Raw genomic sequence first — 20,025 nt, forward strand, 5'->3', positions numbered from 1 at the left:
TTGCCATGAGGGTTTTATCAAAGATAAAATATTATATTTTCGTTCTTATGCAACTTCTTCGAAAATTGACTTGGCCGCTTTCGCTTCTTTATGGAGCAATAGTTTATGGTAGAAATTTGTTATATGATAAGGGATACTTTAAATCCAATACTTTTCTAACACCAACCTTGTGTATTGGAAATCTGTCTGTAGGTGGAACTGGCAAAACCCCAATGGTTGAATGGGTGTTAAATCAACTTCTAAATAAGAAGAAGGTTGCCGTTTTAAGTAGGGGATATAAGCGGAAGTCTAAGGGGTTCGTTTTAGCTCAGCCTTCTAGCAGTGCAGAAGATATTGGTGATGAGCCCTTACAGATATACAACAAATTTCCAAAGGCCACAGTTGCCGTTGATGCAAATAGGACTAATGGAATTGAGAAATTAGAAGATATATGTAAACCGGATCTTATATTGTTAGATGATGCATATCAGCATAGGAGGGTACAACCTACTGCATCGGTATTGCTTACTTCATTTGGAGATCTTTACACAGATGATATGTACTTGCCCGCGGGCAACCTAAGAGATAGTAAGAAGGCTGCTAATCGTGCAGATTTGATTATTATAACCAAATGTCCTCCTTTACTCGATAAATCAATTAAAACGTCTATTCGTGAAAAGTTAAGCCCCCAAAATAAGCAAAGAGTTATTTTTTGTAAGTTTTTATATAGTTCGGAGGTAAAAAATGAGCAAAAAGAATTAAAGATAGAATCTTTGTTAACAAAAAAGGTAACTGTGGTTACGGGAATCGCTAATCCCAATCCCCTGCTCGGATATTTGGCGTCCCAAAATATTTCTTTTACACATTGGCCTTACCCGGACCATCATTTCTATTCCGAAAAGGAAATTACCCTCTTTAATATGCAAGAATTGGTTTTAACTACGGAAAAGGATTTTATGCGACTTAAAGGGAAGGTCAAGAATTTATATTATTTAGAAGTCCAACATCAGTTTTTAGGAGATGGAGCTACACATTTTAGGCGGCTCTTGGAAAACCTAGGAAACTGATTTGTTAATTTTATGCTCTAGGATATTTTCACCAATTTTTTGATAAAAAACTTCTGGTTTGAACGGTTTGGTTACTACATCATTACAACCAGCAGCATAAAAACCTTCCAAACTATCGTCAAGAGATATTGCGGTAAGGGCTATAATAGGAATGTTTTTATTGAATTTCCTGATTTCAATTGTGGCTTCTACACCACTAATACCAGGCATATGAATATCCATTAAAATACCATCGTAGGTGTTTTTTTCTGCCATTTCAACGGCGAGAGTACCATTCCCTGCAATATCGCAGCTGATTCCTCTTTTAAGTAGCATTTTCTTGGTTATCACCTGATTAATTTTGTTATCCTCTACTACTAAAACATGCAGGTCGTTTAAATCGTAATTATTCTCTGTAATTTCAAAACTCAGATCGTCTACAACGCTGTCTTTTGATTTAAGATCCAGTTCAAAAAAGAATGAACTTCCTTTTCCTAAAACACTTTGCAATTGAATCTGACTATCAAATAAACCCAGTAGACTTTTTACAATAGTTAATCCTAAGCCCGTTCCTCCGTATTCTCTGTTTATTTGAATAGAACCCTGTTCAAAACTATCAAAGATGTTTTGCTGTTGCTCGTTAGAAATACCAATGCCATTATCCTTTACTTCAAAATAAATTTTTACATCTTCTTCTTGTTGCTTTAATAATTTAGCAATTATTTCTACCTGCCCACCCCGGGTAAATTTAATGGCGTTACCCACCAAATTCATAAAGATTTGAGAAATCTTTAAGGGATCGCTCATCAAATGCTTTGGAATCTCTTCATCATAATCCAGAATTAATTTTGTCTTGTTCTCTTTAGCACTTTGTTGTAAGGAACTAATAACATCTGCCAACACCTTTTTTAGACTAAACTCCATGCTTAAAGGCTCTAATTTATCCGCATCAATTTTATTTATTTGTAGAATATCGTTAATGAAATTTAATAAATAGTCTCCAGAGAATTTTAAGGATTTCAAGTGTTCTTTTTGATGTTCACTTGGATTTTCTTCGAGTAAAAGGTGTGCAAGACCAGTAACGGCATATAGAGGTGTTCGTAATTCATGACTAACTGTAGATAAGAAATTCGTCTTGGCATCCATAGCTTGTATGGCGGCATCCCGGGCAGACTGCAGTTCCCTGTTCTTTGTCTGGAGCAGATCGTTAGTCTTGAGCTTTATTTGGTTATTTCTAAAAAGTGATACTGCCAGTAAGGAGATAATGGTTAAGAAGGCAGAAGTTAAAATAGCAGTAATTTCTGATCTGTTCGCTGACTCATTTAAGTCTTCGATCTTGGCATCCTGACGGCTTATTTCATCGGCCATGAATTCAAACTGAATTCTGTCTGCCGCCTTTGATTCTGCCTTAACCTTTTCAATAGTAAATACGGAATCCTTTAAGGAAAGCAGATTTCTATTGTATACTAGCGAAAGATCGTATTTTTCTTGGGTTTCGTATGCTTTTCCTAGTAACTCATTAGCCTCAAAGATTTCCTTGGTAAACTGATTGGCCTCGGCAACCTCTAATGCCATAAGCCCGTTTTTAATACTCTCTTCAAGGTTGTTATTCTGTAAATAGAGGCGGGTAAGTCCCAGATAGGCTTGAGTTTGTAAATAGTCTTTTTCAAAAATATCCTGATTTACCACTAGCGAATTGTAACTCAATTCTGCACTTTCGAACTTCTCGATGCTCACAAAAATCTTGGCCTCGAGCAACAAAATATTGTTAAGTAGGTTTCTGTCATTCGAAAGTCTTTTGGCCTCATTTAACATAAAAATAGCCTGAAAAAACAAACCGCTGTCATACAACAAGGTAGCTTCAATGTATTTATGTACGGCATACCCATATGGATATGCTAATTCATTTAAAATAACCGTAGAACGATCCCAGTAAAAAATAGTGGTTTCTCTTTTGTCTAATTCTAAATACAGAAGAGCAAATTTGTGATAACAGTCTACCAGTGCCTTAGCATTATTGGTGTCTTCTGCTAATGCGGCTGCTTTATCTAGGGATTCCAGAGCAAGATTAATTTTATTCTGATTTTTAAATTCTCTGGTTTGGGTAAAAAAGGTCTCAATTCCCGCTTCAGGATTAGTTCTTTCCTGTGCGGGAGACCTATTACTAATTAAAAAGATAATGCAAATTAGTATTAGATGGAAATACTTCCTATGTAGAAATCTTGGATTCAAATAGCTGTCTTTACTAATGCCAAGCTAGTTAGCCGTTATTTTGTGGCTAAAACTAACTTTTTCATCTCTTGTTAACAATCTCTTTATAAACGACGCAATATAGTAACTATTGCTTTTTGGTCGACGAAGTGTTTTTTATCAAGACAAACACCATTCAGATTTAAGCTTTGCCTATTCTTATACTAAAAAAATTTATTTGGGTGATAAGTGTCTTATTTTATATGTTTATGTGCTTTGTAGGAGGATCTCACCAAGGCACCACTTTCTACATGCCTAAAACCCATTTCTAGTCCTAAAACCTCATATTTCTTAAATTGCTCCGGTGTTATAAACTCTTTAACAGGCAAATGTTTCTTTGAAGGTTGTAAATATTGTCCTATAGTAACCACATCTACTTTAGCCTCTCTTAAATCAACAAGGGTTTCAATAACTTCTTCTTCGTTCTCTCCAAGACCTAGCATTATGCCAGACTTAGTTCTATTTGCCCCATTATCTTTTAAATACTTCAAAACCCCAAGGCTTCGCTCGTATTTTGCTTGTATTCTAACCTCTCGTGTTAGTCGTTTTACAGTTTCCATATTATGGGAGATAACCTCTGGTGCCACTGCCAATATCCTATCCAAATGACTCTCAATTCCTTGAAAATCTGGGATTAGAGTTTCCAAGGTAGTATTGGGATTCATGCGCCTTACTGCTTTTACGGTTTCAGACCATATAATGGATCCCATATCTTTTAAATCGTCTCTATCAACGGAGGTTAAAACGGCATGTTTTATTTCCATAATTTTTATAGAACGTGCTACTTTTTCTGGCTCTTCCCAATCTACGGTTTCAGGGCGTCCTGTTTGTACGCCGCAAAAACCACAAGAGCGAGTACAGATATTTCCTAAGATCATAAAGGTAGCGGTACCTTCTCCCCAGCATTCTCCCATATTGGGGCAACTGCCAGAAGTACATATAGTGTGTAAATTATATTTGTCTACTAACCCCCTTAGCTGTGTATATTTTTTACCTGTGGGTAATTTAACCCTAAGCCATTTGGGTTTGCTTTTTAAAGCTGTATTGGGGGTAATTGTTTCTATGGCCATACCTATTTTTCTACAAATATACAATCTATAGATCGAATCAATTGCGAGTCGTTTTAACTTTTTGGTCTAAGTCTAATTATTTTTATGACGAATTATTTCTGCCAATAACTTTTTTGCCCTAAGAAGCTTAACCTTAATATTATTTATTGGTTCTCCGAGTTCATTGGCCATTTCCAAATAGGTGAGCTCATTAAAATAACGAAGGTTAATTACCTGTTGGTAATGTGGCTTCAATTGTTTTATATCCTGAAGAAGTTTGGCTAAGTTTTGATCTGTTATTAATTGATCTTCTGCAGAAGGGGCATCGTCTAGTACTTTCTTAATTGCCTCGTGATTTCCTTTATCTGTACTATCCAATATGTTTCTTTTTCTTTTCCGAATAAGGTCTACATGAAGATTTTTGGAGATAGTTATTAGCCAGGTTTTAAACTCGTAATTATCGTTATAGGTTGATAATTTGTCGAAGGCTTTGGAAAAGGTCTGAATGGTGATATCTTCCGCATCATTCTCATTTTGAGTTCTAACTAATTGAAAGCCATAGACATCATTCCAAAATGCGTCTAGTAAATTACTAAAAGCGATTTGATTACCATCCTTCGCGAGCTTGATGGTGTTTTGCAGATTTTCCTGAAATTTATCCAATGCGGGGGTTTTATTCTAATAAGAAGCGCTGCATTTAAAGTATTAAACCATAGGCTTATCGTTTGCACAGTCTTGTTCCCCAGGCATTTTACCACAGAAACCGCAGGCTTCTCCCTCCGAGTTCAAGTATGGATTTTGGCTTGCACAAGTTCCAGCAAATTTACCGTTCTTTTTAGACCATATTTTTATAGCTATACCAGCAAAAGCAAGCGCTAAAAGTCCAATAGTAAGAATAAGCAACTTCATATTAAAAATTTTCTCAAAGATATAAAAATAAAGCCCCAATAAAGGGGCTTTTGCAATACATTAGCTTTTATACCTTTTAATAAGAAATATTAGCAACAATATTTTTTACAGTGGGGGTATCTGTACCACCTTGGGATTCGATGGTAATATAGCTTATAGCATTCTCAGCATAAGGTAAAGGTCTTAGTTTATCTTTATTGTCAAGGCTGTTAATAACCCCTAAGTTTACCATTTCTCCATTAACTTCTGCCCACATCTGGTAGCACTGATTTTCAGGGAGATTAGGTAAATTTCGAACATTTATATAAGAAAGTTTTTTAACAGGATTTACATAAGCCACTGCCTTAAGGTCTTTTGCTTTTTTATTGCCATTAACCAAGTACTTTTTTGTCTGTGGGTTATTTAGAACAATAAATTGGTTTCTTACGTCTTCCAGTTGTTCCTTCATATCTTCTTCCAAGGTTTTAATCTTGGCGTTAACTAGAACATTTTCATCCTGTAAGGACTGATTTTGATTCCAGAAAAAGTATGAAGATCCCGCAAATAAAAAGGCTGTAATACTAGCCGCAATAGCAAATCTTCTGAATTTTCTTCGCCCCGTGTTTTGGGCCTTAATTCTGGTTAATATCTTGTCCTTTAATCCCTCTGGTGTATTTAAGGCATATAGATTTGCATAAGCCTGTAGATTGCTCTGTAATTCGTTATAGGACGTTCTTACTTCCGGATAAAGCGCAATATAACACGTTCTACTTGCAGCGTTTCTTCTTTTGTTGTACTTCCAATCAGATACTTCTCAAGTAAATCTGTCTCTAAAAATAATCGAATTTTATCTTTCATGTTATTAAACTTAAAAGGACTAATAGTATCGAGTTTTCACCATAAATCTTTTTTAGCTCTCTTAGGCCTATTTTTAATCTAGACTTAATAGTGCCAAGTGGAATGTTCAATTCGTCACTAGCTTCCTGCTGTGTCATACCTTGAAAAAATAAGGCATCCAGAACATCACAGTATTTTTTATCAATTTTCTCCATATTCTCCTTAACGTCTAAGAAGTCAGGATTGATACTACTAACACCTACATTATATACGTCAGAAACGTCTATTTGGATTTCCTTATCGGTTTTTGTGTGAACACTTCGCAGTTTATCAATGGCCGTATTCCTAGTAATTCTAAATAGCCAAGTAAATAATTTTGCCTTTGATGAATCGTAGGTGTCTGCCTTTTTCCATATTTTCACAAAACTTTCTTGTAATACATCCTGTGCTAATTCTGAATCTCTTAGAACCTTAAAGGCCACACCATAGAGGGTGTCGCCATAATGCTCATACAATAAGGAAATAGCCTTATCATTTCGTTCTTGAAGTAATTCAACAATATGTTTCTCAAGGAGTATACTCATAAATGACTAGCGTCAAAAAAAACCACCAAAAGCATCCAATCTGTTTTTTTGACTCGTATATACGCTAAACGCTAAAATATAAAATTGATTGCTAAGAAAGCGTTTTCTCAATTTAAATTAGAAAATATGCAACTGGTTATTGCATATTTAATTTTGGTTAGTTTGGTTTGGTATAACCCTCGTATTTAAGTGCGAGGGTTATTTTTTTATTTCCCCTATAATATTTACTTCGGGGACTATGGTTATGCCATATTTACATTGTACCGAGGCTTGTATTTTTTTTGCAAGCGTTAGGATGTCCATACCACTTGCGCTCCCGTAATTTACTAAAACCAATGCCTGTTTTTCGTGAACCCCAGCATCTCCATATCTTTTACCTTTATAACCACATTGTTCTATTAACCAGCCTGCGGGAATTTTATAAGTATCTTCCGATATTTTGTAAAATGGAGCTTTTGGGTTCTTCTCAATGAACTCTTCAAAAGCTTTTTTAGATATTTCCGGGTTTTTAAAAAAACTACCACTATTTCCCAAATTAGCAGGATCAGGAAGCTTAGATTGGCGGATTTTTATTACAGCCTGAGAAACATCTTGTATAGTTGGCTGTGCTGTGTGCCTTTGCAGTAACTCTGATTCAATAGCGCCGTATGAGGTATTTAATTGATGGGGTATTTTACTTAATTCAAAATCAACGGAGAGAATTATGTATTTGCCTCTTTGTTCTGTTTTAAATATAGAATTTCGATAACCAAATTGACATTCTTGCTTACTAAACGAAAGGAGTTTTTGAGTACTTATTTCTATCACCTGGCAGCTTATAAATAAATCCTTTAATTCCACACCATAGGCACCTATATTTTGAATTGGAGCGGTACCCACATTTCCGGGGATTAGGGAGAGATTCTCTAAGCCACCGTAGTTATTATTTACTGCCCATTCAACAAAACTATGCCAGTTTTCCCCAGCCATAGCCCTGATTTCAACCGTGTGTTCATCTTCTTTGAGGATTTGGATTCCTTTGAGATTTATACGAATTACTAAGGCATCAATATCTTCTACGATTAAAACATTACTTCCACCGCCTAAAACTAATTTATTGGGAAAATTTGGTAATTCGAGTACTGCTATGAGTTCTTCGATAGTATTAACGCAAACAAAATATCGAGCCTTGGCTTCTATCCCAAAAGTATTATATGCTTTTAACGATATGTTTTCTTCAATCTTTAACACTCTTGGTACTTTTTAAGTCCTTCTTTGAGAATCTTTACAGCCGATTTCAGGTTTTCCTTGTCTAAGACGTAGGCAATGCGGATTTGATTTTTACCAGCACCCTCCGTGGCATAGAAACCTCCTGCTGGGGCTACCATAACGGTTTTGCCATCTATATGAAAATGCTCTAGCAACCATTGGGCAAAATGATCGGCATCTTCAATGGGTAATTCAGCAATGCAATAAAACGCACCCTGAGGTTTGCCAACTAACACTCCTGGGATTTTAGTAATCTCGTCTAGAAGTAAATCCCGTCTACTTACATATTCCTTTATAACATCATCAAAATATTCCTGTGGGGTGTCTAAGGCAGCTTCGCTGGCAATTTGGGCGTAGGTGGGCGGAGAAAGTCTAGCCTGGGCAAATTTTAAGGCAGTAGAAATAACTGCTTTATTTTTACTTACCAGACAACCTATTCTTGCACCACACATACTATATCTTTTAGACACAGAATCTATTACGATTGCATGGTCTTCCATACCTACTTCTCTTAATATAGAATGGTGTTTGTGTCCTTCGTAGGTAAATTCTCTATATACCTCGTCTGCGACTAAAAACAAATCGTACTTTTTTACTAAAGAAGCTAGTTTTTGAATTTCTTCATGAGTATATAGATACCCTGTAGGATTGCCTGGATTGCATATTAAGATGGCCTTTGTTTTATTTGTGATTAGTTTTTCAAATTCGCTAATGGGGGGCAGGCTAAAATTATTTTCAATTTTAGACATTACAGGAACTACTTTTAATCCCATGGCGGTAGCAAAACCATTATAGTTTGCATAAAAAGGTTCTGGGATAATAAGCTCGTCTCCACTATCCGCTATGCTGCCCATTGCAAAAGATAGTGCTTCCGATCCGCCAGTGGTTACCAATATATCATGGAGACTAACGAATATTTCTTGCGACTTGTAGTAATTACTAAGCTTTTCTCGATAGGCATCAGACCCTTCCGTTCTGCTATAGGCTAAAACTTCTAGGGAATTATTTTTTACTGCGTCTAGTGCCTGTTTTGGGGTCTTTATATCTGGCTGACCAATGTTTAAATGAATGACTTCTATCCCCTTTTTTTTAGCTTCTTCAGCATAAGGTACAAGTTTCCTTATGGGAGATTGTGGCATATTGACACCCTTTTTTGAAATAGTAGGCATAGTGGTAAATTTTAGCAAAAATGCTAAATCATAATGACAAATCAATACAAAGTGTATTATTATCTTTTCATCTGTTTGAATGTTAAAGTCTGGGGATGCTCTTGTTTTTTTTAATATCTTTAAAAGAGATAGTACTAATTATGAGGAGGTTGCACTTACTTTTTATACTAATTTTTATTTTGAGCTTTTGCCTGCCACAACCGGCGAAAGGTCAAGGTTTTTCTTTGCCGGAAGGAGAAGAGGTAGAAAAAGTAAGATTTGAATTGATTAACAACCTCATTATAATTCCGATAGAAGTTAATGGAGCGAAATTGTCATTTATATTAGATTCTGGTGTTAGTACCCCCATATTGTTTAATGTTTCTGATCAGGATTCGGTTTTTTTGAAAAATGTATCCGAAATTACAATTAGAGGTTTAGGGGACGGAGATCCTATAAAAGCTTTAAGCTCTAAGGGCAACTCGTTTAAATTAAAAAACATAAAAAATTCAAATCAGAATCTTTACGTAGTCATGGATAAAGAGATGAATTTTTCACCAACTCTTGGAGTGCCTATTCACGGTATTATTGGGTATGATCTGTTCCGCGACTTTGTAGTAGACATCAATTATAATTCGGGTCTTATAAAGTTTTTTAATCCAGATGAGTATGTCCCTAAGAAATATAAGGATGAGGAACGGCTTCCTTTGATTATTCAAAAAAACAAAGCCTATGTTCAGGGTAATGTAGATTTGAATGATAAAAAGGATGTTCCTGTTAATCTTCTTATAGATACAGGTAGTAGCGACGCTGTATGGCTGTTTCCTGATAAGTACAAGGGCCTAGACGTGCCTGAAAAATATTACGATGATTTTCTTGGCAAAGGCTTAAGTGGAACCATTTTTGGCAAACGTACCAAGGTTAAGAGTATTCGTCTGGGATCTTATCGCTTAAAAGATGCCAAAACTGCCTTTCCTAACATGGATGCCTTTGGAAACGATGTTGATTTGGGTAATAGAAATGGGAGTATAGGTGGAGAACTTCTAAGGAGATTTAATATTACGGTAGATTACTCTACCAATGAAATTAGACTGAGAAAAAATCCCTATTTCAAAAAACCATTTCAGTATAATATGAGCGGTTTGCAAATAAAGCATAATGGATTAAGGTATATTGCAGACAGGATTGCCGATAAACGAGGAGTTGTTCATAGCAGCCAGAAATCTTTTGGTGATGTACAAATTTTAATGGAGGGATCTACCAGACTTAGTCTGGTTCCTGAAATAGTGGTTTCTGCCATTAGAGTGGGTAGTCCGGCTGAAGTGGCAGGATTGAAAGAAGGAGATATAATTTTGGCAGTAAATGGAAAGAAGGTACACAGTTATAAGTTGCAGGAGGTGCTGAAGATGATGAATGAAAAAGAAGGGAAGCGGATACGTGTATTAATTGAACGCTACAATAAAGATCTACTGTTTTCTTTTGTCCTTAAGAAGGTATTTGAATAAAAAAACCCGATTCTATAGAATCGGGTTTGATTTAAATTGTTAGGGAATTTCTATTTTCCTTCAACCGCCTTTACTTCTCCCTTTATTTTTAAGATTTTTGTAGGCGTATCCGCATTCGAAATAACCGTAATGGCCTTTCTAATTGGACCTACTCTCTTGGTGTCGTATTTCACTTGAATTTCCCCAGTTTTCCCTGGTAAAATTGCTTCTTCTGGTTTTTTAGGAATTGTACAACCACAGCTAGAGCTTACTTTGCTGATGATTAAAGGTGCAGATCCCGTGTTAGTGAATTCAAATACTCGAATGCCGTCACTTCCAGCTTCAATTACACCGTAGTCTACTGTCTCTGTTTTAAACTCTATTTTTGCAGCTTTATCTTGAGCAACAACATTTAAAGCAAGTAGGCCTACAAACATTAATAATACTACTTTTTTCATATTTTTTAGTTTTGGGTGAACCTCAAATGTAGATGATTTGTCATCAACATCCAAAATTCTTTTGTTATCTACTAACGTTACTTATTTTTGTTTCGTATTTATGCAAGGGCAAAATAGAAGTTTATTTTAAAGATTTAACACTATCTTAAAATAGGCTCTGCCAGCCCTTAATTTATTTGTTCAAAAACTATACCAAAATATGGATATCCCCTCAAAATATGAGCCTCAAATTGTTGAAGATCAGTGGTACAACTTCTGGATGGAGAACAATTTTTTTCAATCTAAACCAGATAGTAGAAAGCCATATACTATAGTTATTCCACCGCCAAATGTTACAGGAATATTGCATATGGGGCATATGTTAAACAATACTATTCAGGATGTACTTATAAGAAGAGCTCGTTTATTAGGCTATAACGCCTGTTGGGTACCTGGAATGGATCATGCCTCCATTGCTACCGAGGCAAAAGTGGTTAATAAGTTAAAAGAGTCTGGAATTCAAAAGAAAGACATAGGACGAAGTGCTTTCATGGAACATGCATGGGAATGGACCAACGAATATGGCGGTGTGATTTTAGAACAACTAAAAAAACTTGGTTGTTCCTGTGATTGGTCCCGTACTAAATTTACGATGGATGAAGATATGTCAGCCTCGGTAATTAAGGTATTTGCAGATCTTTACGAAAAAGGTCTAATTTATAGGGGATACAGAATGGTAAATTGGGATCCTGAGGCCAAAACTACCTTGTCTGATGAAGAAGTTATCTACGAAGAAAAAAACGGACAACTTTACTATTTATCGTATGCTATAGAAGGTTTTGACGAAAAAGTTACTATAGCAACTACACGACCCGAGACTATATTAGGGGATACGGCCATCTGTATTAATCCTGAGGACGAGCGCTATTCACATCTAAAGGGTAAAAAGGCCATTGTGCCCATTGCTAACAGAATTATTCCCATAATTGAAGACGAATATGTTACCATGGAATTTGGTACTGGTTGTTTAAAGGTTACTCCCGCTCATGATGAGAACGATAAATTATTAGGGGAGAAACACAATTTGGAGACTATTGATATTTTTAATGAAGATGCCAGTCTAAATTCTTTTGGATTGCATTATCAGGGTAAAGATAGGTTCGTGGTTAGGAAGGAAATTTCTAAAGAACTCAAAGAAAAAGGATTTCTTACTAAAGTTGAGGATTATGTAAATAAAGTAGGCACTTCGGAACGAACTGGCGCTGTGATTGAACCTCGACTATCAGATCAATGGTTTTTAAAAATGGAAGAATTGGCAAAACCAGCTATTGATGCCGTTCTTAAAACGGAAGAAGTAAGACTTTTTCCTAAAAAGTTTGAAAATACCTATCGCCATTGGATGGAAAATATTCGTGATTGGAATATTTCTAGACAATTGTGGTGGGGCCAGAGGATACCGGCCTATTACTACGGGGATGGGAAGAATGACTTTGTTGTTGCCGAAAATCCGGAAAAAGCTCTTTTAAAAGCTAGAGAAAAAGCCACTAATAACCAACTTCAATTAGCTGACCTGAAGCAGGATGAGGATGTTTTAGACACTTGGTTTTCTTCTTGGCTATGGCCCATAAGCGTATTCGGAGGGGTATTAGAACCAGAGAACGATGAAATAAATTACTATTATCCAACAAGTGACTTGGTGACAGGACCGGATATTTTGTTCTTTTGGGTGGCAAGGATGATTGTTGCTGGCTATGAATTACGAGATACAAAACCCTTTGAAAATGTCTATCTCACTGGCCTTGTAAGAGACAAGCAGGGACGCAAAATGTCTAAATCACTTGGAAACTCCCCTGATGCACTAGAATTAATGAAAGACTATGGGGCGGATGCCGTACGCGTTGGACTACTTCTAAGTTCTGCTGCTGGGAATGACTTGCTTTTTGATGTATCGCTCTGTCAGCAAGGGAAAAATTTTGCTAATAAAGTATGGAATGCTTTCCGTCTTTTTAAGGGTTGGGAAATAGCGGATATACCTCAGTCTGAGGCTGCCAAAATTGGAATTGATTGGTATACAAACAGGTTTCAGGAGGTTTTGGCGGAGGTTGAAGATCATTTCAAAAAATACCGAATATCAGACGCCTTAATGGCTATCTATAAACTAGTTTGGGACGATTTTTGTTCCTGGCTTCTAGAAATTGTAAAGCCAGCATACCAACAACCAATTGACAGAATCACCTATGACAGTATATTGCATATTTTTGAAAAAAATCTCAAGCTCTTGCATCCATTTATGCCGTTTCTTACAGAAGAGATTTGGCAGCGGATTGGTCAGAGGAGACCTATGGAGGCTCTTATAGTATCCAAATGGCCGGAAAATGAGTCATTTGACGATTCTTTAATAAGGGAATTCTCTTTTGCCAAAGAGGTAATTGCTGGTATAAGAAATATTCGTAAAGAAAAGAATATCTCCTATAAAGAGTCTTTAGATCTATTTGTTTTAAACAAAGAAGGTTTTTCAAAGGATTTGGATGTAATTATTTCGAAACTTGCCAATATAGCAGTGATCAAAGATACCCAAGAACCGGTAGCTGGCACATTGACATTCAGGATAAAAAGTAACGAGTATTTTATTCCTGCTTCTGAACAAATAGATGTAGCTGAAGAAGTTAAAAAGCTAGAAGAAGAATTGCGATATACCAAGGGCTTTTTACAAGCGGTGAATAAGAAACTTGCAAACGAAAGGTTTGTTGCAAATGCTCCCGAGAAGGTAGTATCTATTGAACAAAAGAAAGCGGCAGATGCCCAGGCTAAAATAGCCACCTTGGAGCAGAGTTTACAAAGTTTAAAATAGGGTTTTTTTGATGTAACAAATACAATTAAAAATTTGCTTGTATTTAGAATCAATAATACTTGTTTTACAATAAGTCTATCTCTTAACCGTACTAAGATATTCCCTTACCCGAAGTAAACAGTAGGTTGTACACTTCTCATGGAACTGTAATTTTATACAATAAGATCTCTTGATGTTGTTAGGGTAGTGATTTTGTTTTATGGTTTGTTTGAGGATCAAATATGGATTCTTATCTTTAAAAGAAAGTAGAAATTATGTTATACAGAAGTTTATTTATTCTTTTATTACTCCCATTTATGGGATTCTCACAGAATTCGGAAGTTAAGATATTGCCAGAAGACATACAGATCAAAACGGCAGTATTACCTGCTCCAGAAGATCAGAAAGACGGGGCTATGGTTTACGGTTATAACAAGGAAGGCACACTTGTTGTTTTAAGAGAAGGTTTCAATAATTTGGTTTGCCTGGCAGACGATCCCAATAAAGAAGGCATTAGTGTAAGCTGTTATTACAAGAAATTGGATCCGTTTATGGCCAGAGGCAGAGAGCTTTCTTTAGCGGGAAAAGATGTAAAAGAAAAGAGAGAGATTCGTGCTCAGGAAGTGGCTTCAGGAAAATTAAAAATGCCCTCAGAACCAAGTATGATGTATATCTTTTTTGGAAAGGATGAAAATTACAATCCGAAAACTGCCGAGCTCAAAGATGGGAAGTACAGATATGTAATATACACGCCTTTTGCGACTACGGAATCTACAGGTTTGCCAGATAAACCGCACGCCAATGGCATGCCCTGGTTAATGGATCCAGGGACACATCGGGCCCATATAATGGTTGGGCCTTTTAAGTAAGTTTAACTATACCTCTAGGTTTCTATATTCGAATACCTCGCACTATTCTTCCTTAGCCAGCCTTGTTTAGTTGTTTATATAAAATGAAATCTTATCTGATTATTGTTTTAATTTTTGCCCTTTATTTTATGGGCATTAATACCCTTAATGCACAGGAAAATGGTGAATCTCTCAAGGAAGAAAAACAATTGGAGGATGAAGAGTTTATTCAGGAAGTAGAGGACTCAAAACAACCTTATAAGGTTTTACATGCCGAACCTTTGTATGTAGACCTCATTCGGGATTTAGGCGCCAGGAAAGGAGAAAAAGAATGGAATGTTGGTTTTGGTTTATTCGATAAAACGGACTACGAAGAATACGAGCTTTTAGTGGAATATGAGTTTGCTCCGGTTAATAGACTTGGTTTTGAAATAGAACTTCCTTTCGCTTTTTTTTCATCTGATGTGTCCGTAGATGGAACCCCAAAAAATACTTTAGAAGGACTGCAACTCGCTACGCAGTATACTTTTCTAGTGTCTAAAAGGGCGCATACGTCTTTGGCTATTGGTTATTTGCACAAATTTAAATTTATATCATTCGATAGTTTTGGGGATGAGAATATACATGAGGGCAATGTCTTTAATCCCTTTTTTGTTGCGGCTAAAAGATGGGGTAGAAGTCTACATACCTTGATATATACAGGCCCGGAATTTGAACGTTTATTTAATTCAGGAAAGACGGAGACCGTAATGGCAATAAATGCAAATTTCCATTATATGGTTCCGGGTACTACCAACTTTATTGGACTGGAGATGAATATGGAAGTTGAAGATAATGATTTTGAGATGACTATGAGGCCTCAGATTAGAGTGGAGATAAGTGATAATATATTAATGGGTTTGGTAGCGGGGATACCAATAGATAGACAAAATGAGCGACTCAGTATGTTTTGCCGTTTAATTTATGAGCCTTAGAAGATTAGAATTATTAGGCTAAATTTGATATAAGAATTAAAGTATATGGAAACCTATGCTACAACGCTTCTTTATGCAATTCCCTTTTTTGTTTTATTACTGGGGTTAGAAATGGTATATGGGTATTTAAAAAATGATCAAAAATATAAGGTCTTGGATACGGTTAGCAGCATTAGTTCAGGACTCACAAATATATTGAAAGACGTACTTGGTCTTAGTATATTAATCATAAGTTACCCATTTCTATTAGACCATTTAGCCCTTTTTTCTTTCGATTCTTCGCTAATAGTATGGTTAATTGCCTTTGTTGCAATTGATTTTGCGGGTTATTGGAACCATAGATTAAGCCATCGAATAAATTTTTTTTGGAACCAGCATATTATTCATCATAGCAGTGAAGAGTTTAATCTTGCCTGTGCTCTTAGACAATCTATTTCCAATGTTTTAGGATACTTTCCCATATTTCTTATTCCTGCTGCCATTTTTGGCGTACCCACTTCCGTAATTGCTGTTATAGCTCCAATTCACCTTTTTGCTCAATTCTGGTATCACACACAGCATATTGGAAAAATGGGATGGTTAGAATACATCATAATTACCCCGTCACAACATAGGGTACACCATGCAATTAATCCGGAATATATCGATAAAAATTTAGGTCAGATACTATGTCTTTGGGATAGGCTGTTTGGTACTTTTCAAGAAGAGCTGGAAGAAATTCCGCCGCAGTATGGAGTACTGAAGCCGGTGAGAACTTGGAACCCTATACTGATTAATTTCCAGCATCTTGGAAATTTAATTAGGGATGCGTGGAATACGGATAATTATTGGGATAAATTACGAATATGGTTCATGCCTACAGGCTGGAGACCAGCGGATGTAGTAGACAAATATCCCATTTTGATAATAGAGGACGTATATAGCTTTGAGCGCTATGGTTCAGAGGTTACAAATTTTTTTAAAAGCTACGTTGTTTATCAGCTTTTGGCAACATTGGCATTAACACTGTTTTCATTCTATAATTATAGTCTAATTGGATATGATGGATTGCTTTTAACAGGCCTGTTCATATTTTGGACTATTTATGGTTATTCTTCGTTAATGGATCAGAATAAATACGCCGTTTGGATAGAAATAGGAAGATGTCTATTCGGATTTGGACTAGTGTATTACACGGATAACATTTTTTATAATGGCTCAGAGTTTGGTGTAGTAACTTATATGATAACTTTTTATCTTATCTCAACTTTTTTTGGAGCCGTGTATTTTACTTTTATGGAACAGCAAGAAATTAATAAACCTTTAGTCAATGAATAAAATAAGACCCTATATCCTTGCCGAGACCAATTGGCAGACTCTGAAGGATGCCAGTTTCGATTTGGCTATTTTACCTTGGGGAGCTACAGAAGCACATAATTATCATCTTCCATATGCAACGGATAATTACGAAGCAGATTATTTGGCCGCCGAAGGGGCTCGTCTGGCCTGGGAGCGAGGTGCCAAGCCGATTGTGTTGCCTACTATTCCCTTTGGAGTTAACACTGGGCAGTCGGATATATACTTAGATATTAATATTAATCCAACTACCCAGCTTGCTATATTAGAAGACATACTTACAACGCTTAGTAGACAAGGAATTTATAAGTTGATGATATTTAATAGTCATGGTGGAAATAATTTTAAGCCCTTAGTCAGAGAACTGGGATTAAAATTCCCTAAAATGTTTATATGTTTTGCGAGTTGGTTTCAGGCAATGAATAGAGAAGACTATTTTGTAAAGGACGGTGATCATGCGGAAGAGATGGAGACTAGTTTAATATTATACCTTAAACCTCATTTGGTGCTTCCAAAATCGTTTTGGGGAAAGGGTTCTTCTAAAAAATTTAGAATAAATGCATTTTCGGAAGGATGGGCATGGGCTGAGAGGAAATGGTCTGAAGTTTCCGAGGATACGGGAATTGGAGATCCAGAATTAGCCACTGCCGAAAAAGGCGAAAAATTTTTTACAGATGTTAGCAAAAAAATGGGAGATTTTATGTTTGATCTTTGTGAAGCCGACCTAGAAAACCTTTATGAGTAAGATTATTGTAAAAGTTCCTTCTTCACTAATTTAATATATAATTTCATCGCTTCATCCCTGTCTATGCTTTGGGCCTGTATTAAGGCATTGGCCTTAAAAGCATTTATTAAAGGTGTTTTACTTCCAGGATTGTTGTAGTTTTTATTAGCAATCTTATAATAGGCATAAAGTTTCAAAAGGAGATCGGCGGGTAAAGGGTCGGTATAGTTGTTAACGTACTCAACCGATTTAAGAAAGTCTGTATGTAATTTACTTTTCTTCATTTATATCCAAGGCAGTGGCAATGCAGGTTTTGGCGCCTACAACTTTTTGATTTATTTTCACCGTTATACCACAATCGATGGGTAGGAATAGATCAACTCTTGACCCAAATTTAATAAAACCAGAGTCATCTCCCTGATGCACATGATCTCCAGTTTCTGCATAATTTACAATTCTTCGAGCCATAGCTCCTGCTATTTGACGGTATAGAATATCCCCAAACTTCGGAGTATGTACTACCACAGTTGTTCGTTCGTTTAGCTCACTGCTTTTCGGGTGCCATGCTACCAAATATTTGCCTGGATGGTATTTAGAGTATTTTATGACACCACTGGCAGGATACCTGGTTACATGCACATTAATGGGAGACATAAACACTGAGACCTGTATGCGTTTATCGTTAAAATATTCGGTTTCTTCTACTTCTTCAATGGCTACTACTTTGCCATCTACAGGAGACAAAATATCGTCAAAATTTCTTTTCACAACCCGCTTGGGGTTTCTAAAAAATTGAAGGATTGAAACAAGGAATAATAGCGCAGCAAGTTGTAATAACATTCTAAGCCATGAAGTGTCTACAAAAAAATGAGCCACTAATACTATGGAACAACAAACAAAAAAGCTAGCTAAAACTATTCTCTGTCCTTCTTTATGAAACATATGAAAACAACATTAATGTTAAATACGCAAAAGGTGCCGCAAAAATAAGGCTATCTAACCTGTCTAGCATGCCACCATGACCGGGTAGGATAGCACCACTATCTTTAACACCAGCTTGTCTTTTTAATTTAGATTCTATTAAATCACCCAGACTTCCCATTAAAACTATTACTCCCGCCAGAATTACCCATTGAGTCGGATTTACAATATGCTCATAATTAGCCATTATGTAGGCAGCGACCAAGGTTGCAAACAGGCCCCCCAAGCTTCCTTCAATTGTTTTTTTGGGAGAAACAGATGGGAATAGTTTAGTTTTTCCAATAGTCTTTCCAACCAAATAGGCAAATGAATCATTTACCCAAATAAGAATAAAAATACCCATTATTAGATATTTGGCAAAGGCATTGTCTTTATAAGGAATCATTGTTAGGAAGATACATCCTCCGCCTACATAAAACAAACCAATAATAAACTTTTCATAAGTGTAATGAATTTTCTTCTTTTTAGAAAAAAGATAGTAAAGTAGCATGCAATCCACGAAAATGGTTAAGAAAACCAGCATGTTAATAAGCACCTTGTCGTTTATTAAATAAATATAGGCCCACCACAGCCCTAAATAGGCAAGAAAGATATAGTAACCTTTTAGATTCACCAGTCTTTTATACTCATAGAGACAAGCCAATCCAAAAACCATAAATAAAAAATCAAAGGCGTCTGAACTTAAAAAAACGGCTGATAATAATAGAATAACATATACAGCACCCGTTAATAATCTCCGAAGTAGTTCCGTCATACTATAGGTCCTCCATCAGTAATAGGTACAAATGCTTTGTGCTACTACCATAGGTTAGGTAGTCGTCTGCGTTTTCTTCCGTGCTTTGAAAATGCTTTATGGTAGTAATGTTTGTAGGTATACCTTGTTTGTATTTCTTTTTGATGGTTTTTAGTCCTTCGCCTATAGTCTCTACCAACTGACTGGTGGTAGCAAATACAACAACGTTTACAGGGAGTTCATTGAGTTTCTTTTCTTTTAATTGATTAGAGCAAACCAATATGGATCCATTTTGAGCTACTAGATGTTCGCAAGTAGTAAAGAAAACTTCACTTTTATGAAGATTTTCCGTAAAGGATATCTGATCTTTTGAAAATTTATCCTGCAACCTTGGATCTAGAATATAAAAAGGATGGTCTTCCCAAGAATTCTCCTTTACAATATTCTGCAGGGCCTCGGAAACTTCTTTTATGGAGTCACAATAGATAAACTTCCCACCATTTTTCTTAAAGTGAATGGTAAATTTTTCGTCTACAGGAATGTTCAGGTCGGGCATATGCATTCCCCTGGTCTCAGCAGTATCTTTGGAAACCTTTTTTTTACCTCCTCCAAAAAGCTTGTCAAAAATGCCCATTTAATTATAGCTCCTA

The 20,025-nt window shown here is 36.1% G+C and carries 20 protein-coding genes; 7 read left to right on the top strand and 13 right to left on the bottom strand.

From position 1 onward, the window contains the following. Nucleotides 1-47: 47 nt before the first annotated feature. On the top strand, nucleotides 48-1,046 hold the full coding sequence (lpxK, locus tag PXG98_RS15965; RefSeq protein ID WP_276392808.1) for a tetraacyldisaccharide 4'-kinase: 999 nt from the start codon (nucleotides 48-50) through the stop codon (nucleotides 1,044-1,046). Here the strand turns inward: lpxK and PXG98_RS15970 are convergent. The 8 genes from PXG98_RS15970 to PXG98_RS16005 all read right to left on the bottom strand — a co-directional run bounded on the left by PXG98_RS15970 (nucleotide 1,035) and on the right by PXG98_RS16005 (nucleotide 9,050). Further along, nucleotides 1,035-3,257 (bottom strand): hybrid sensor histidine kinase/response regulator, encoded by a 2,223-nt coding sequence (locus PXG98_RS15970; RefSeq protein WP_276392809.1) that lies wholly within the window; start codon nucleotides 3,255-3,257, stop codon nucleotides 1,035-1,037. The two genes, lpxK and PXG98_RS15970, sit on opposite strands and share 12 nt — an antisense overlap. Before the next feature lie 212 nt (nucleotides 3,258-3,469). After that, a complete protein-coding gene (gene lipA, locus PXG98_RS15975) occupies nucleotides 3,470-4,345 on the bottom strand; it encodes a lipoyl synthase (protein ID WP_276392810.1) in 876 nt (291 codons plus the stop codon). Between the two features lie 72 nt (nucleotides 4,346-4,417). Further along, on the bottom strand, nucleotides 4,418-4,987 hold the full coding sequence (locus tag PXG98_RS15980) for an RNA polymerase sigma factor (RefSeq protein ID WP_276392811.1): 570 nt from the start codon (nucleotides 4,985-4,987) through the stop codon (nucleotides 4,418-4,420). A gap of 42 nt (nucleotides 4,988-5,029) precedes the next feature. Next, nucleotides 5,030-5,233, bottom strand: a complete 204-nt coding sequence (locus PXG98_RS15985; RefSeq protein WP_276392812.1) for a membrane or secreted protein — start codon at nucleotides 5,231-5,233, stop codon at nucleotides 5,030-5,032. Between the two features lie 76 nt (nucleotides 5,234-5,309). Beyond that, nucleotides 5,310-5,969 carry an anti-sigma factor gene (locus PXG98_RS15990; protein ID WP_338150254.1) on the bottom strand — a complete coding sequence of 220 codons (660 nt, stop codon included), beginning with the start codon at nucleotides 5,967-5,969 and terminating at the stop codon, nucleotides 5,310-5,312. A gap of 97 nt (nucleotides 5,970-6,066) precedes the next feature. Further along, nucleotides 6,067-6,633 carry an RNA polymerase sigma factor gene (locus tag PXG98_RS15995; protein WP_276392814.1) on the bottom strand — a complete coding sequence of 189 codons (567 nt, stop codon included), beginning with the start codon at nucleotides 6,631-6,633 and terminating at the stop codon, nucleotides 6,067-6,069. 198 nt (nucleotides 6,634-6,831) lie between these two features. Continuing rightward, entirely contained in the window at nucleotides 6,832-7,863 is a 1,032-nt protein-coding gene (gene murB, locus PXG98_RS16000) for a UDP-N-acetylmuramate dehydrogenase (protein ID WP_276392816.1), read from the bottom strand. After that, nucleotides 7,857-9,050: a pyridoxal phosphate-dependent aminotransferase gene (locus PXG98_RS16005; RefSeq protein ID WP_276392817.1), complete on the bottom strand. Its 1,194-nt coding sequence runs from the start codon at nucleotides 9,048-9,050 to the stop codon at nucleotides 7,857-7,859. Before PXG98_RS16005 ends, murB begins: the two co-directional genes overlap by 7 nt. A gap of 179 nt (nucleotides 9,051-9,229) precedes the next feature. Here PXG98_RS16005 and PXG98_RS16010 point away from each other — a divergent pair, with 179 nt between their 5' ends. After that, complete coding sequence (locus PXG98_RS16010; RefSeq protein WP_276392819.1) at nucleotides 9,230-10,534, top strand: aspartyl protease family protein; 1,305 nt, start codon at nucleotides 9,230-9,232, stop codon at nucleotides 10,532-10,534. Nucleotides 10,535-10,584: 50 nt separating this feature from the next. Here the strand turns inward: PXG98_RS16010 and PXG98_RS16015 are convergent, their stop codons facing one another. Further along, entirely contained in the window at nucleotides 10,585-10,971 is a 387-nt protein-coding gene (locus PXG98_RS16015) for a DUF1573 domain-containing protein (RefSeq protein ID WP_276392820.1), read from the bottom strand. A gap of 199 nt (nucleotides 10,972-11,170) precedes the next feature. On the opposite strand from PXG98_RS16015, the gene PXG98_RS16020 reads away from it, so the two are divergent. The 5 genes from PXG98_RS16020 to PXG98_RS16040 all read left to right on the top strand — a co-directional run bounded on the left by PXG98_RS16020 (nucleotide 11,171) and on the right by PXG98_RS16040 (nucleotide 17,682). Further along, a complete protein-coding gene (locus PXG98_RS16020; RefSeq protein WP_276392822.1) occupies nucleotides 11,171-13,801 on the top strand; it encodes a valine--tRNA ligase in 2,631 nt (876 codons plus the stop codon). A 254-nt stretch (nucleotides 13,802-14,055) separates the two neighbouring features. Beyond that, entirely contained in the window at nucleotides 14,056-14,649 is a 594-nt protein-coding gene (locus PXG98_RS16025; protein ID WP_276392824.1) for a hypothetical protein, read from the top strand. An 83-nt stretch (nucleotides 14,650-14,732) separates the two neighbouring features. Continuing rightward, a complete protein-coding gene (locus tag PXG98_RS16030) occupies nucleotides 14,733-15,602 on the top strand; it encodes an HAEPLYID family protein (protein ID WP_276392825.1) in 870 nt (289 codons plus the stop codon). A 45-nt stretch (nucleotides 15,603-15,647) separates the two neighbouring features. Then, on the top strand, nucleotides 15,648-16,919 hold the full coding sequence (locus PXG98_RS16035) for a sterol desaturase family protein (RefSeq protein WP_276392827.1): 1,272 nt from the start codon (nucleotides 15,648-15,650) through the stop codon (nucleotides 16,917-16,919). Beyond that, complete coding sequence (locus tag PXG98_RS16040; protein ID WP_276392829.1) at nucleotides 16,912-17,682, top strand: creatininase family protein; 771 nt, start codon at nucleotides 16,912-16,914, stop codon at nucleotides 17,680-17,682. The genes PXG98_RS16035 and PXG98_RS16040 overlap by 8 nt, the downstream gene beginning before the upstream one ends. 2 nt (nucleotides 17,683-17,684) lie before the next feature. On the opposite strand, the gene PXG98_RS16045 is transcribed toward PXG98_RS16040, so the two are convergent. The 4 genes from PXG98_RS16045 to PXG98_RS16060 are packed head-to-tail and all read right to left on the bottom strand — an operon-like array spanning nucleotide 17,685 to nucleotide 20,009. Continuing rightward, nucleotides 17,685-17,945, bottom strand: coding sequence for an acyl-CoA-binding protein (locus tag PXG98_RS16045; RefSeq protein ID WP_276392831.1), 261 nt, complete (start codon nucleotides 17,943-17,945; stop codon nucleotides 17,685-17,687). After that, nucleotides 17,932-18,603, bottom strand: coding sequence for a phosphatidylserine decarboxylase family protein (locus tag PXG98_RS16050; RefSeq protein WP_276392833.1), 672 nt, complete (start codon nucleotides 18,601-18,603; stop codon nucleotides 17,932-17,934). The genes PXG98_RS16045 and PXG98_RS16050 overlap by 14 nt, the downstream gene beginning before the upstream one ends. After that, the gene (locus PXG98_RS16055) at nucleotides 18,593-19,396 is read right to left on the bottom strand and encodes a phosphatidate cytidylyltransferase (protein WP_276392835.1); all 804 of its coding nucleotides are present in this window, start codon (nucleotides 19,394-19,396) and stop codon (nucleotides 18,593-18,595) included. Before PXG98_RS16055 ends, PXG98_RS16050 begins: the two co-directional genes overlap by 11 nt. Before the next feature lies 1 nt (nucleotide 19,397). Further along, nucleotides 19,398-20,009, bottom strand: a complete 612-nt coding sequence (locus PXG98_RS16060) for an LUD domain-containing protein (RefSeq protein ID WP_276392836.1) — start codon at nucleotides 20,007-20,009, stop codon at nucleotides 19,398-19,400. Between the last annotated feature and the right edge of the window lie 16 nt (nucleotides 20,010-20,025).

The organism is Eudoraea chungangensis (genome assembly GCF_029360665.1).
GTDB classification, from domain to species: domain Bacteria; phylum Bacteroidota; class Bacteroidia; order Flavobacteriales; family Flavobacteriaceae; genus Eudoraea; species Eudoraea chungangensis.

Coding starts and splice junctions, on each gene's coding strand:
- lpxK (WP_276392808.1), top strand. CDS start 48: ATGCAACTTCTTCGAAAATTGACTTGGCCGCTTTCGCTTCTTTATGGA.
- lipA (WP_276392810.1), bottom strand. CDS start 4,345: ATGGCCATAGAAACAATTACCCCCAATACAGCTTTAAAAAGCAAACCC.
- PXG98_RS15985 (WP_276392812.1), bottom strand. CDS start 5,233: ATGAAGTTGCTTATTCTTACTATTGGACTTTTAGCGCTTGCTTTTGCT.
- PXG98_RS15995 (WP_276392814.1), bottom strand. CDS start 6,633: ATGAGTATACTCCTTGAGAAACATATTGTTGAATTACTTCAAGAACGA.
- PXG98_RS16005 (WP_276392817.1), bottom strand. CDS start 9,050: ATGCCTACTATTTCAAAAAAGGGTGTCAATATGCCACAATCTCCCATA.
- PXG98_RS16015 (WP_276392820.1), bottom strand. CDS start 10,971: ATGAAAAAAGTAGTATTATTAATGTTTGTAGGCCTACTTGCTTTAAAT.
- PXG98_RS16020 (WP_276392822.1), top strand. CDS start 11,171: ATGGATATCCCCTCAAAATATGAGCCTCAAATTGTTGAAGATCAGTGG.
- PXG98_RS16025 (WP_276392824.1), top strand. CDS start 14,056: ATGTTATACAGAAGTTTATTTATTCTTTTATTACTCCCATTTATGGGA.
- PXG98_RS16030 (WP_276392825.1), top strand. CDS start 14,733: ATGAAATCTTATCTGATTATTGTTTTAATTTTTGCCCTTTATTTTATG.
- PXG98_RS16035 (WP_276392827.1), top strand. CDS start 15,648: ATGGAAACCTATGCTACAACGCTTCTTTATGCAATTCCCTTTTTTGTT.
- PXG98_RS16040 (WP_276392829.1), top strand. CDS start 16,912: ATGAATAAAATAAGACCCTATATCCTTGCCGAGACCAATTGGCAGACT.
- PXG98_RS16045 (WP_276392831.1), bottom strand. CDS start 17,945: ATGAAGAAAAGTAAATTACATACAGACTTTCTTAAATCGGTTGAGTAC.
- PXG98_RS16050 (WP_276392833.1), bottom strand. CDS start 18,603: ATGTTTCATAAAGAAGGACAGAGAATAGTTTTAGCTAGCTTTTTTGTT.
- PXG98_RS16055 (WP_276392835.1), bottom strand. CDS start 19,396: ATGACGGAACTACTTCGGAGATTATTAACGGGTGCTGTATATGTTATT.
- PXG98_RS16060 (WP_276392836.1), bottom strand. CDS start 20,009: ATGGGCATTTTTGACAAGCTTTTTGGAGGAGGTAAAAAAAAGGTTTCC.